This is a genomic window from Streptomyces typhae (assembly GCF_009755605.1).
GTDB lineage: Bacteria > Actinomycetota > Actinomycetes > Streptomycetales > Streptomycetaceae > Streptomyces > Streptomyces typhae.
The window spans coordinates 291,910-305,013 of the sequence record NZ_WPNZ01000009.1; the positions used below are offsets into that span (position 1 = coordinate 291,910).

10 protein-coding genes and 1 pseudogene are annotated in these 13,104 nt (G+C 70.5%); 8 read left to right on the top strand and 3 right to left on the bottom strand.

Going from position 1 to position 13,104, the window contains the following annotated elements:
- Positions 1–79: 79 nt before the first annotated feature.
- Both GPA10_RS18600 and GPA10_RS18605 read left to right on the top strand, forming a co-directional pair.
- Positions 80–1,200 (top strand): annotated as a pseudogene (locus tag GPA10_RS18600) (IS630 family transposase).
- 154 nt (positions 1,201–1,354) lie between these two features.
- The gene (locus tag GPA10_RS18605) at positions 1,355–2,071 is read left to right on the top strand and encodes a VOC family protein (protein WP_157166469.1); all 717 of its coding nucleotides are present in this window, start codon (positions 1,355–1,357) and stop codon (positions 2,069–2,071) included.
- A gap of 65 nt (positions 2,072–2,136) precedes the next feature.
- On the opposite strand, the gene gad is transcribed toward GPA10_RS18605, so the two are convergent.
- A complete protein-coding gene (gene gad / locus GPA10_RS18610; protein ID WP_157166470.1) occupies positions 2,137–3,552 on the bottom strand; it encodes a glutamate decarboxylase in 1,416 nt (471 codons plus the stop codon).
- A 221-nt stretch (positions 3,553–3,773) separates the two neighbouring features.
- Here gad and GPA10_RS18615 point away from each other — a divergent pair, with 221 nt between their 5' ends.
- The gene (locus GPA10_RS18615) at positions 3,774–4,580 is read left to right on the top strand and encodes a MerR family transcriptional regulator (protein ID WP_157166471.1); all 807 of its coding nucleotides are present in this window, start codon (positions 3,774–3,776) and stop codon (positions 4,578–4,580) included.
- Positions 4,581–4,735: 155 nt separating this feature from the next.
- Complete coding sequence (locus GPA10_RS18620) at positions 4,736–6,037, top strand: DedA family protein (RefSeq protein ID WP_343041063.1); 1,302 nt, start codon at positions 4,736–4,738, stop codon at positions 6,035–6,037.
- A 62-nt stretch (positions 6,038–6,099) separates the two neighbouring features.
- Here the strand turns inward: GPA10_RS18620 and GPA10_RS18625 are convergent, their stop codons facing one another.
- Entirely contained in the window at positions 6,100–7,851 is a 1,752-nt protein-coding gene (locus GPA10_RS18625) for a threonine/serine exporter family protein (RefSeq protein WP_425505771.1), read from the bottom strand.
- A 75-nt stretch (positions 7,852–7,926) separates the two neighbouring features.
- Positions 7,927–8,418, bottom strand: a complete 492-nt coding sequence (locus tag GPA10_RS18630; RefSeq protein WP_030361059.1) for an inorganic diphosphatase — start codon at positions 8,416–8,418, stop codon at positions 7,927–7,929.
- Between the two features lie 85 nt (positions 8,419–8,503).
- Here GPA10_RS18630 and dacB point away from each other — a divergent pair, with 85 nt between their 5' ends.
- The 4 genes from dacB to hpt all read left to right on the top strand — a co-directional run bounded on the left by dacB (position 8,504) and on the right by hpt (position 13,067).
- The gene (gene dacB / locus GPA10_RS18635; RefSeq protein WP_343041065.1) at positions 8,504–10,018 is read left to right on the top strand and encodes a D-alanyl-D-alanine carboxypeptidase/D-alanyl-D-alanine endopeptidase; all 1,515 of its coding nucleotides are present in this window, start codon (positions 8,504–8,506) and stop codon (positions 10,016–10,018) included.
- Between the two features lie 80 nt (positions 10,019–10,098).
- Positions 10,099–11,235 (top strand): zinc-dependent metalloprotease, encoded by a 1,137-nt coding sequence (locus GPA10_RS18640; protein WP_058850297.1) that lies wholly within the window; start codon positions 10,099–10,101, stop codon positions 11,233–11,235.
- A 176-nt stretch (positions 11,236–11,411) separates the two neighbouring features.
- Complete coding sequence (gene tilS / locus GPA10_RS18645; RefSeq protein ID WP_058850298.1) at positions 11,412–12,461, top strand: tRNA lysidine(34) synthetase TilS; 1,050 nt, start codon at positions 11,412–11,414, stop codon at positions 12,459–12,461.
- Positions 12,462–12,506: 45 nt separating this feature from the next.
- Positions 12,507–13,067 (top strand): hypoxanthine phosphoribosyltransferase, encoded by a 561-nt coding sequence (hpt, locus tag GPA10_RS18650; RefSeq protein ID WP_016643984.1) that lies wholly within the window; start codon positions 12,507–12,509, stop codon positions 13,065–13,067.
- The last annotated feature ends 37 nt before the right edge of the window (positions 13,068–13,104 follow it).

Consider the following 13,104-nt stretch of genomic DNA (forward strand, 5'->3'; position numbering starts at 1 on the left):
TGTGACCGGGAAGGTTCGCCGGGTTGGTGGTCGGGGCGGTTGGATGGGGGTGACGTCCGTTCCGACCGCTGGAGGTGTGGTGGCCGAGCCTGTGCGAGTGCGCAGACTGACCAACCAGGAAGGGCAGAAGCTGCAGCAGGTCGTCCGCCGGGGCAGTACCGGTTCCGTGCGCTACCGGCGGGCGATGATGCTGCTCGCCTCCGTCGGCGGGAACCGCGTCCCGGTGATCGCCCAGCTGGTCCAGGCCGACGAGGACACGGCGCGGGAGGTGATCCACCGGTTCAACGAGATCGGCCTGGTCTGCCTGGACCCTCGATGGGCGGGAGGCCGTCCCCGCCTGCTCACCCCTGAAGACGAGGACTTCGTCATCCAGACGGCCACCACCCGCCCCACCAAGCTCGGCCAGCCCTTCACCCGCTGGTCGATCCGCAAACTCGCCGCCTGCCTGCGCCGCGTACACGGCCGCATCATCCGTATCGGCCGCGAAGCCTTACGGTGCCTACTCCGGCGCCGCGGCATCACCTTCCAGCGCACCAAGACCTGGAAAGAGTCCCCCGGCCCCGAACGCGAGGCCAAGCTGGACCGCATCGGAGAGGTGTTGGAACGCTTCCCCGACCGGGTCTTCGCCTTCGACGAGTTCGGCCCTCTCGGGATCCGGCCCACCGCAGGCTCCTGCTGGGCGAAGCAGGGCAAGCCCGAACGGCTGCCGGCGACCTACCGCCGCACGCACGGCGTCACCTACTTCCACGGCTGCTACTCCGTCGGCGACGACACGCTGTGGGGCGTCAACCGCCGCCGCAAGGGCACGGCCAACACCCTGGCCGCGCTGAAGTCGATCCGCGCCACCCGACCCGACGGCGCCCCGATCTACATCATCCTGGACAACCTCTCCGCCCACACCGGCGCGGACATCCGCCGCTGGGCGAAGAAGAGCAAGGTCGAGCTGTGTTTCACCCCGGCCTACGCCTCCTGGGCCAACCCGATCGAAGCGCACTTCGGACCGCTGCGGCAGTTCACCCTGGCCAACTCCGACCACGCAGCCACCCCGCACAGACCCGGGCCCTGCACCGCTACCTGCGCTGGCGCAACGCCAACGCCCGCCACCCCGACGTCCTGGCCGCCCAGCGCAGGGAACGCGCCCGTATCCGCAGCGAAAAAGGCATTCGCTGGGGCGGACGCCCCCTGACGGCTGCAGCCTGATCCAGAACGGAGAAGACTGGACACGCCCGCGAACGATCGAATCGGTGCGGTAGGACCGGTTTGACGCCGGCCCTGCTACGCAGCGCAGCCGAAAATCTCTTGCGGAGCCGTCTGAGTACTCGATACCCAGCATCGAGACGACAAGGAGCACAGGATGACGACCCGTCTGGGTTCAACGAACGAGTTCTGCTGGATGGACCTCAAAACCCGTGACTTGGCCGGCACCGCCACCTTCTTCTCGAAGACGCTGGGCTGGCGCTTCGCGGTGGACGAGAAGGACTGGCGAAAGGCCACCAAGATAGCCATCGACGGCCACCTGATCGGTGGCGTGAGCGACCTGGCGAACCCGGTCTACCCGCCGGGAACACCCGCCCACATCGCCTACTACTTGGCAGTCGACAACGTCGACCGTCGCGCCGAAGTGGCGACGGTGAACGGCGCTCGTCTTGTCGTACCTCCCTTCGACGCGGGCGATCAGGGGCGCATGGCGACATTGATCGATCCGGTAGGTGCCGCTTTCTCCCTGTGGCAGCCGCGCAACTTCACCGGATGGCAGTTCCCGCCCCACTTGGCGGGTGCCCCGCACCGCATGGTCCTGACGTGCGACCAGCCTGAGAAAGCCCGGCACTTCTACGACAAGACGACGGGGACCCCTCTGAACTGCGCCGATTTCATCGCTACACGTGGACCCAGCGCATCCCTTCCGCAGTGGGAACTTGCGGTCGACGTCGAGGATTTGGACAGCGTCGTCGTACGCGCACACGAACACGGCCATGACTCGGCCACCTGGTCCGAGAAAACCGGTCGTCGTGTTGTGCGGTTGAGCAGCCCGGAGGGACTGGCATTCCTGGTTCGCTGCCTTGAGCAGTGACTCGGCCGTCGATCAGGCGGTGGTCGCAGCCTGGACCAACCCGGCGGACCTATGCGGTCACAGCACTAGTGGTGGAACCCGGTCGCCGCCCCCCGGTCCCGGGTGAGGGGCCCGCCCTGGCGCCGCAGCTCGGGCAGCAACCGCCCGAGATCCTCGGTGAAGAGCTCCGCGAGATCGGTCGAGAACCCGTTCCGGCACACCACGCGCAGCACGGCCAGATCCTCCCGGTGCGCCGGGAACGTGTAGGCGGGCACCAGCCACCCCCGCTCCCGCAACCGCCGGGCCACGTCGAAGACGTCGTACGCGGTGACGTCGTCCCCCGTGGTGAAGGCGAAGACCGGCAACTCGTCCCCCCGGGTGAGCAGCCGGAAGTCCCCGAGGTCCGCGATCCGCCCGGCGACCCCCCGCGCCACGTCCCGGGAGGCCTGCTGCACCGCCCGGTACCCCTCCCGGCCGAGCCGCAGGAAGGTGTAGTACTGCGCCACGACCTGCGCGCCGGGCCGGGAGAAGTTCAGGGCGAACGTCGGCATGTCGCCGCCCAGATAGTTCACCCGGAACACCAGTTCCTCGGGCAGCTCGGCGGGCGTGCGCCACAGGGCCCAGCCGACGCCGGGGTAGACCAGGCCGTACTTGTGGCCGGAGGTGTTGATCGACGAGACGCGCGGCAGCCGGAAGTCCCAGACCAGGTCCTCGTCGAGGAACGGGGCGATCATCGCCCCGGAGGCGCCGTCGACGTGCACCGGCACGTCGAGCCCCGTGCGCTCCTGGAGGGCGTCGAGGGCGGCGCAGACCTCCGCCACCGGCTCGTACGACCCGTCGAAGGTCGAGCCGAGGACGGTGACGACACCGATGGTGTTCTCGTCGCAGAGCTCGGCGGCGGCCTCGGGGGAGAGGTGGTACCGCTCGCCCTCCATGGGCACCTGGCGCGCCTCCACCTCCCAGAAGTCGCAGAACTTCTCCCAGCAGACCTGCACGTTCACGCCCATCACCAGGTTCGGGCGGGCCTCCCGGGAGGGATAGCGGTCGGCGTTCCGCTTCGCCCAGCGGCGCTTGAGCGCCATCCCGGCGAGCATGCAGGCCTCACTGGAACCGGTGGTGGAGCAGCCGACGGCCGTCGCCGGGTCCGGGGCGTTCCACAGGTCGGCGAGCATCGCCACACAGCGCCGCTCCAGCTCCGCCGTGCGCGGGTACTCGTCCTTGTCGATCATGTTCTTGTCCCGGCACTCCGCCATCAGGACACCGGCCTGCGGCTCCATCCAGGTGGTGACGAAGGTGGCCAGGTTGAGCCGTGCGTTCCCGTCGAGCATCAGCTCGTCGTGGACCAGCTGGTACGCCGTCATGGGCGGCATCGGGTCCTTCGGGAGCCGGTGCTTGGGCGGGGCGTGCGTCATGCCGCCGACGGGGTTCGCCTCGCCGTAGAACGGATTGACGGACAGCGGACGGTCGTCGTGGTGACCGTCCGCGCCACGGTGCAGCGACATGGCGGTGCCTCCGTTGCTCTCGCCGTCACTGTAAGCGGGCAAACAGGACATGACATCCCGGGAACCGGACAGGGCGCCCCGGAACATCGGAACGTCGGACCAGGTCAGGGCACCCCGGAACACCGGACTTGCACCTCACGTGGCGTGAGGTCCCAGGCTGTGACGCGTACCGAGCTTGAGAAGCGGGGGCCGAAGCCCCGAGAGGCAGGACGGGCGGAGCCATGAGCCATTCCGTGGGACAGGTCGCCGGGTTCGCCGGGATCACGGTGCGCACGCTGCATCACTACGACGAGATCGGGCTGCTCGCGCCGAGCGAGCGCAGCCACGCCGGCCACCGGCGCTACAGCGACGCGGACCTGGACCGGCTGCAGCAGATCCTGTTCTACCGGGAGCTGGGCTTCCCCTTGGACGAGGTCGCGACGCTGCTCGACGACCCGGACGCGGACCCGCGCGCCCACCTGCGCCGTCAGCACGAGCTGCTGTCCGCCCGCATCACCAGGCTCCAGCAGATGGTCACGGCCGTCGAGACCGCCATGGAGGCGAAACGCATGGGCATCAACCTCACCCCCGAGGAGAAGTTCGAGGTCTTCGGAGACCACGACCCGGACCAGTACGCCGAGGAGGTGGAGCGCCGCTGGGGCGACACGGAGGCGTACGCGGAGTCGCAGCGCCGCGCCGCCTCGTACACGAAGGAGGACTGGAAGCGGCTGACCGCAGAGCTCGACGCGATCCACGCCCGGATGGCCGGCCTTCTCGCCGCCGGCCACGCCCCGGACTCCCCGGAGGCCATGGACGTCGCCGAGGAGCACCGCCTCTTCATCACGGCCCGCTACTACGGGTGCGGCCACGAGCTGCACACCTGTCTCGGCGACATGTACGTGTCCGACCCGCGCTTCACGGCAACCTATGAGGCCGTCCGCCCGGGGCTCGCGGTTTACCTCCGCGACGCCATCCACGCGAACGCGGCCCGCGCGAGGGTGAAGGGGGACTCCGGGGCCGAAGGGGCCGAGGGGGCCAAAGGGGCCTGAGTGGGCTCAGGGGGCGCCCGGGGGGGGCGTACTCGCCCTGGAACCTGTCCGTGTCACCTCGCGTTGGTAACTTTGGGCGGCGACCGCTGTCATCACATCGCACGGCCGCCCCCGAAGCCCGCCGCACTTCCTCACACCCTCAGGAGCCCGGAACCGTGACGACGCTTGCGCTCGGACCAAGCTGGCTGGATCCGGACTACCTGCTGAACCAGTTCGGTCTGTGGGGCCTGCTCCTGATCGTCTTCGCCGAGTCGGGCCTGCTCATCGGCTTCTTCCTGCCCGGTGACTCGCTCCTCTTCACCACCGGCCTGCTGATCACGACGAACAAGCTGGACACCCCGCTGTGGCTGGCCTGCATCCTGATCTGCATCGCCGCGATCGCCGGTGACCAGGCGGGCTATCTCTTCGGCAAGAAGGTCGGCCCGTCCCTGTTCAACCGCCCGGACTCCAAGCTGTTCAAGCAGGAGAACGTGGTCAAGGCCCATGAGTTCTTCGAGAAGCACGGCCCGAAGTCCCTGGTCCTGGCCCGCTTCGTGCCGATCGTGCGGACGTTCACGCCGATCATCGCGGGCGTCAGCGGCATGCGGTACCGCTCGTTCATCACGTTCAACATCCTCGGCGGCATCCTGTGGGGCGCGGGCGTCACGCTGCTCGGCGCCTGGCTCGGCAAGCACGAGTTCGTCCACAAGAACATCGAGGCGATCCTCATCCTGATCGTCCTGATCTCGGTGGTGCCGATCATCATCGAGTTCCTGCGGGCCCGCGGCAAGGGCAAGAAGGCGGCGACCTCCGGATCCGACGACCAGGCCTCCTCGGCCCAGGCTTCGGCGCAGGCTTCGGGGCAGTCCTCCGCGCAGCCCTCGGCTCAGGACGACGGCCACACCGGCGGTCAGCAGTACCAGGCGCAGCAGCAGCCGCAGTACCCGTACCAGGGCCAGTACGGCGATCAGCAGTACCAGAACCCCCACCAGCCCCAGACCCCCCACCAGCCCCAGTACCCGGGCCAGCAGCAGTACCAGGCCGGTCAGTACGGCAGCCAGCAGCAGCACCAGGGCGGTCAGCAGTACCAGGGCCAGTACGGCCAGCAGCAGTACCGGGGCCAGTACGGCGATCAGCAGCAGTACGGGGGCGACCAGCAGCACGGGGGCGACCAGCAGTACGGCGGGCAGCAGCAGTACGGCGGGCAGTACCAGGGACAACCCCAGCACCAGGACGGCCAGGGCCAGTACCCCGACCAGCAGACCCAGTTCCTGGGACAGCAGCCCCTGTATCCGAACCAGCAGGGTGTGAACCAGCAGGGTGTGAACCAGCAGGGCGCGAACCAGCAGGGCGCGAACCAGCAGGGCGCGAACCCCCAGGCCCCGGACCCCCAGGCCCCGGACCACCAGACCCAGTACCTGCGGCGGCAGCCTCCCGGCCCCGACGACTCCGAGCAGCAGCACCGGAACAGGTACTAGCCGCGTCGCTGGAACAGGTACAGGTACAGGTACAGGTACAGGTACAGGTACTGATACTGGTACTAGAAGCCACGCGTCCGCTTGGCCGCGCGGCGCCCCCGCTGGTCCTGCGCCGACGGCGCCTTGAGGAAGAGGCGGGACAGCTCACCGCCGAGGTTCACGCCGATCGCGATGGCCAGGGCGAGCGCCGCCGCCTTGGAGAGCGAGGCGAGACCCGGGTTCAGGTTGTTGCGGGCGATCTCCAGGAGCCCGAAGTACGTCGCGCTACCGGGAAGCAGCGGCCCGATCGCCGCCGTCACGAACGGCAGCGCGGACGCGAACCGGTAGCGCGAGAGAAGCTGTCCGAACAGGCCCACGAGCCCCGCGGCGACCGCCGTGGCCGCCACCGGGGAGATATCCCCGGCCCGCGCCAGCGCGCCGTAGACCACCCAGGCGACCCCGCCGTTCAAGGTGACAAGCAGCACGGTTGAACGTTCCTGCTGAAGCAGTATCGCGAAGGCGAGGCTCAGCGACATGGACGCGGCGGTCTGGATCCACGGCCGGTCGCTGGTGTGGATCGACGTCTCCGGGTTGAGGCCCGCGTCGAGGGTCACGCCGAGATAGAGCACCATCAGGACGCCGCAGACGATGCCGACGATCAGATACCCGACTTCCAGGAGCCGGGCGGCCGCGGTGATGTAGTAGCCGGTCAGACCGTCCTGGACGCCCGCGACGAGGGCCCGCCCGGGGATCAGCGCGAACAGCCCACCGGTGATCACCGCGGACGCCTTCACGTCCGGCAGGTCGAGCAGGCTGATCGCCACGCCCATGGCAGCGGGCGGCATCGCCGCGACGACGAACTGGTAGAACTCCGGCAATCCGCGCCCGGCGCACAGCCACGCGAGCCGGTCGCCGAGCATCGCGCCCACCGCGGCCGCGACGAACACGAGCACGTCACCGCCGACGAGCACGGACGCGGAACCAGCGAGGAGGCCCGCCGCCGCCGTCAGGGCCCAGCCCGGGTAGGGGTGCCGGTTGCGGCGCACCTCGGCGAGGCGCCGGTAGGCCTCCTCCAGGGAGACTTCGACGTCCTCGGAGCTGATGTCGTCCACGAGCTGGTACACGGCCGCGAGCCGCGTGTAGTCGGTGCCGCGGCGACGGACCGTGCGCGACGCCGTCACCGGGTCGTCGACCAGGGACGGCTGGTACGAGATGGCGATCAGCGTGAACGTGACGTTCGGCTCGCAGCGGTCGAGGCCGTAGGAGTGCGTGACGGCGAACATCGCCGCCTCCACGTCCTCCGCGCCCTCGCCGCCGGCCAGGAGCAGCTCGCCGATGCGCAGCGTCAGGTCCAGGACGCGGGGCACGGCGCGCCCCTCGTCGTCCTCCTGCTTCTGCGTGGGCTCCGGCGCAGGGCGCTCGGCGACCGGGGTGCGCAGCATCGTGCGCATCCGGTCCTGCCAGGGCGCCTCCTTGGTCAGCCGGATGATGGGCACCCCGCCGGCCGGAGTGAAGGCGGGTGGCTGCTGCCGGGAGTCGTAGGTCTCCGGCGGGGTGAACGCCGAGGACTCGCTCTCCTCGGGCAACTGCGGGATCCTGAGGCCCGTCGGGATCGTGAACTCGGAGGACGGATGGTCCTCCTCGGCCACGGCCACGGCCGTCTGGTCCACGCCGCCCACCGGGGCGAAGGCGCTGTGCGCCTCGTCCGACTGCGGCTTGCGGTCTTCCTCCTCCGGTTCAGCCACCGGTGATGCCTCGCTCCTATGTGCGTACGTGTCGTTGCGCGCCCTACGTACGTCAGTATGCGCACGACGTGCGTAGGTATGCGTCTGCATCCGCGGCGCATACGCGGACGGGCCGCGTGACCTGGTGGAGGTCACGCGGCCCGTCGGTTACGGCTTTGGGGATGCTCAGTGGCCGCCGTGCGCCTCGAAGCGCTTGTACGAGGCCTCGATCTCGGCCTCGGCGTCGGTGCGGCCGACCCAGTCGGCGCCCTCGACGGACTTGCCGGGCTCCAGGTCCTTGTAGACCTCGAAGAAGTGCTGGATCTCCAGGCGGTCGAACTCGGACACGTGGTGGATGTCGCGCAGGTGCTCCACGCGCGGGTCGGAGGCGGGCACGCACAGCAGCTTGTCGTCGCCGCCGGCCTCGTCCGTCATCCGGAACATGCCGATCGCGCGGCACTTGATGAGGCAGCCGGGGAAGGTCGGCTCGTCCAGGATGACCAGGGCGTCCAGCGGGTCGCCGTCCTCACCCAGGGTGTTCTCGACGAAGCCGTAGTCCGCCGGGTAGCTGGTGGACGTGAAGAGTCGACGGTCCAGGCGGATGCGGCCGGTCTCGTGGTCGACCTCGTACTTGTTCCGCGAACCCTTCGGAATCTCGATGGTGACGTCGAACTCCACGGGTGGCTCCTCCATGATCAGCACATACTTCGGGTGGTTAAGTGTCCCTCACGCAGATGTGTGATCGCGAAAGGGGCAGGTCGTCGTGGACGAGCGCAAGCCTGGGCAGCAGCTTCACAAGCTGCTGGTGCTTCTGAGGCGGCTTGCCGTCAAGCCTCCCGCGAAACTCAGGACCTGGCAGCTCACGGCCGTCTCGGCCGCTGCCGGCCTCGTCGTCGCGGCCGTGGCGATTGCCGCGGCCGGCCCCTGGGACTCCTCCGGTCAGCGTACGGCCGAGCGGCAGCTCGCGGCTTCCCGGGAGGCCGGGGGTGGCGGAGATCACGCCGGGGCGCCGGGCGGCGAGGCGTCCGACGCGGCGCCAAGCGCCCCCGCCGTGCTCGCCGGACTCAGCCGTTCCGCCCGTACCGGCGACGGGACGGGCACCAAGCCTCTCGCCGCCGTGCTCGACCCGCTCATGGACGACTCCAAGCTGGGCCCCGAGCGCGCCGCGGTGGTCGTGGACGTGGCCTCAGGCAAGCGCGTGTACGGCAAGGGGTCGGGGCGCGAGCTGACCCCCGCGTCCACCACGAAGATCGCCACGGCGGTCGCCGCGCTGTCCGCCCTCGGCCCCGACCACCGGCTGACCACGAGAACCGTCGTCGAGCCCGGCTCCCGCGATGTCGTCCTCGTCGGCGGCGGCGACCCGACGCTGACCGCCCGCGGCGAGGGCCGCTACGTGGCCGAGTCCGCGAGCCTGCGCGAGCTGGCCGACGCCACCGCGGAGGCCCTCAAGAAGCGCGGCACCGACCAGGACGTATCCCTTTTCTACGACACGTCCCGCTATTCCGGTCCGCCGCAGCACCCCATCGGCCCCAACGAGAACATCGCCCCCGTCAGCGCCCTCATGGCCGACGAGGGCCGCCTGGACACCTCCTCGTCGGGGACCGCGCCGCGCACCGCCGAGCCCGCCGGCGACGCCGCCCGGAACTTCGCCAACCTGCTGCGCGAACGCGGCATCGGCATCAAGGCCGACCCGGACGCCAAGAAGGCGGGCGCGCGCGCCGAGCACCTGGCGAGCACCCGGTCCCAGCCCCTGTCGGCCCTCGTCGAGCGGATGCTGACGCACAGCGACAACGACATCGCCGAGGCCCTGGCACGCGAGACCGCCGTGGCCGCGGGCGAGCCCGCGAGCTTCGAGGGCGGCGCACGGGCGGTGCGGGCCCAGCTCGGCAAGCTCGGCCTGCCGCTCGACGGGGCCGTGTTCGACGACGGCAGCGGACTCGACCGGGACGACCGGCTCAGCGCACAGCTCCTCACCGCCCTCCTGAAGCGGGCCGCGGGCCCCGGCCACCCCGAGCTGCGCCCAGTGATCACCGGCCTGCCGGTCGCCGGATTCACCGGCACCCTGGTCAGCCGCTACCCGGACGCGTCCGCGGGCACCGGCCTCGTACGCGCCAAGACCGGCACCCTCACCGGTGTGAACAGCCTCGCGGGCACCGTGGTCGACGCGAACGGCCGACTCCTGGTCTTCGCGTTCATGACCACGGGCACGACGGACCCCCAGGGGGCCCAGTCGACGCTGGACGCCATGGCGACGGCTCTCGCGGTCCGCGGGTCGTAGCGCGCACCGCCCCGTGCGGAACGGACAACGGCACCCCCATCCCCGTACGCGGGAGCAGCGGACCCCGTACGGTTGACGGCATGACGAGCCTCGGTGGTGCGGAGATGGTCGACTGGAACCTCGCGGTGGCGACCGCGACCCGGCTCGTGCGGCCGGGCCCGGAGGTGAGCCGGGACGAGGCCCGCGCGGTGGTCGCGGAGCTGCGCAAACACGCCAAGTCCTCGGAAGGGCACGTCCGTTCCTTCACCCGGATGGGGACGGAGGACATCCACGACACCCCCGTTCTGGTGGTGGACCGCGCGGGCTGGGTGCGGGCCAACGTCGCGGGCTTCCGCGAGGTGCTCAAGCCGCTCCTGGAGAAGATGAAGGACCGCCGCGGCGGCGGCCCCGGCGGTGCCGTGCTCGGCGCGGTCGGCGGCAAGGTGACGGGCGTCGAACTCGGCATGCTGCTGTCCTTCCTGGCCTCCCGCGTCCTCGGCCAGTACGAGACCTTCGCCCCCGCCACCCGCGACCTGCCGGCCGGCGCGAACGGCGGCGGGCGGCTCCTGCTCGTGGCGCCCAACATCGTCCACGTGGAGCGCGAACTCGACGTGGACCCGCACGACTTCCGGCTCTGGGTGTGCCTGCACGAGGAGACCCACCGCACCCAGTTCTCGTCCGTGCCGTGGCTGCGCGACCACCTGGAGGGCGAGATCCAGGCCTTCCTCGGCGAGACCGACGTCGACCCGATGACCGTCCTGGAGCGCATCAGGGAGGCCGCCCAGTCGCTGGCGGGCGGCCGCTCCGACGGCGCGGAGGACGACGAGGGCACGACCGGCGGCGGCCGCTCCTTCGTGGAGATCGTCCAGACCCCGGCGCAGCGCGAGATCCTGGCCCGTCTGACCGCCGTCATGTCCCTGCTCGAAGGCCACGCGGACTACGTCATGGACGGCGTCGGACCCGATGTCGTGCCGTCCGTCACGGAGATCCGGGAGAAGTTCAAGGAGCGCCGCCAGCGCGGCGCCAGCCGCCTCGACCAGGCGCTGCGCAAGCTGCTCGGCCTGGACGCGAAGCTGCGGCAGTACCGTGACGGCGAGCGGTTCGTACGGGCGGTCGTGGACGAGGTCGGCATGGACGGCTTCAACCGCGTGTGGACCTCCCCGAACACGCTTCCCACCAAGGCCGAGATCGCCAAACCGGCGGACTGGGTCGCACGGGTGCACCGTAGGGCGGACTGAGCGAACCGCTGCGGCCGACGGCAGAGGAACGCCTCCGCAATCACCCGTCCGAGGGACCGTGAGCCGTGGGTGGGCGTGCAATGCTCGGGTAATGGCTCGGTTCTGTCACCATCGACACACTCTGAGTGACTGATCCGAGGCTCACCCCCCGAACTTCATGAAGGGAACCAACCGGAATGGGTCCCCATCCTGCGGTCGCGGCGATACGCCTGGCGGTCCGCCGCGTACTTCACGACGTACTGACCGACACCTCCGCGCACCGCGAGCTCACCCCGTCGCGCTCTCCCCACCCCGCACCCTCCCCGCCTCCCGCGCCGCCGCTCGTGCTCGTGGCGTGCTCCGGCGGCGCCGACTCCATGGCGCTCGCCTCCGCGCTCGCGTTCGAGGCCCCCAAGCTCGGCATCCGCGCCGGCGCGGTGACCGTCGACCACGGCCTTCAGCCCGGCTCCGACCTGCGTGCCGCCGAGGTCGTCACCCGCATGACCGCGCTCGGCCTCGACCCCATCGAGTCCCTGGTGGTGCACGTCGGCCGTGACGGCGGCCCCGAGGCCGCCGCCCGCGACGCGCGCTACGCCGCCCTGGATGAGGCGGCCGAGCGCCACGGCGCCACCGCCGTGCTGCTCGGCCACACCCGCGACGACCAGGCCGAGACGGTGCTGCTCGGGCTCGCCCGCGGCTCCGGCATCCGCTCGCTCTCCGGCATGGCCGCGGTCTCGGGGGCCGGCGGCCGCTACCGCAGACCCTTCCTGCACCTCGACCGCCAGACCGCCCGCAAGGCGTGCATGGTCCAGTCGCTGCCGGTCTGGGACGACCCGCACAACGCGGACCCGGCCTACACCCGCTCCCGCCTGCGGCACGAAGGCCTGCCCGCCCTGGAGAAGGCGCTCGGCAAGGGCGTGGTGGAGGCCCTCGCGCGCACCGCGCAGCTCTCCCGCGACGACGCCGACGCGCTGGACGCCTGGGCCGCGCAGGCCGAGTCCTCGGTGCGGGACGCCACGGGCCTGCTCGAGTGCGCCAAGCTGTTCGCGCTGCCCCCCGCGGTGCGCCGCCGCATCGTGCGCCGCGCGGCCATCGAGGCGGGCGCCCCCGCGGGCGCGCTGTTCGCCCGGCACATCGAAGAGGTGGACCGGTTGATCACGGGCTGGCGGGGCCAGGGAGCCATCAATCTCCCGGGCAAAGTCGTCGCACAGCGGCAGGGTGGCAGACTGGTCATCCGGCAAGGCTGACCCGGGACCGTTTTTCCCGACCGGCCGGTGGGACGACCGAAAGTGATGCGGGTGGACGCGAAAGACATGGGCACCGACCTTCAGTCGGTGCTCATCACCAAGGAAGAGATCGACGCGAAGCTGGCCGAGCTGGCCGCGAAGATCGACGCGGAGTACGCGGGCAAGGACCTGCTGATCGTCGGGGTCCTCAAGGGCGCCGTGATGGTCATGGCGGACCTGGCGCGTGCGCTGTCCACGCCGCTCACGATGGACTGGATGGCGGTGTCCTCGTACGGCGCCGGCACGCAGTCCTCCGGTGTGGTCCGCATCCTCAAGGACCTCGACACCGACATCAAGGGACGCCACGTCCTGATCGTCGAGGACATCATCGACTCCGGCCTGACGCTGTCGTGGCTGCTGTCCAACCTCGGCTCGCGCGAGCCCGCGTCCCTGAAGGTGTGCACGCTCCTGCGCAAGCCCGAGGCGGCGAAGGTCGCCATCGACGTGGAGTGGGTCGGCTTCGACATCCCGAACGAGTTCGTCGTCGGGTACGGCCTGGACTACGCGGAGAAGTACCGCAACCTGCCGTTCGTCGGCACCCTCGCCCCGCACGTCTACGGCGGCTGACGACTTGCGCCGGACGGCTCGGGCGGCGTAGGACGCC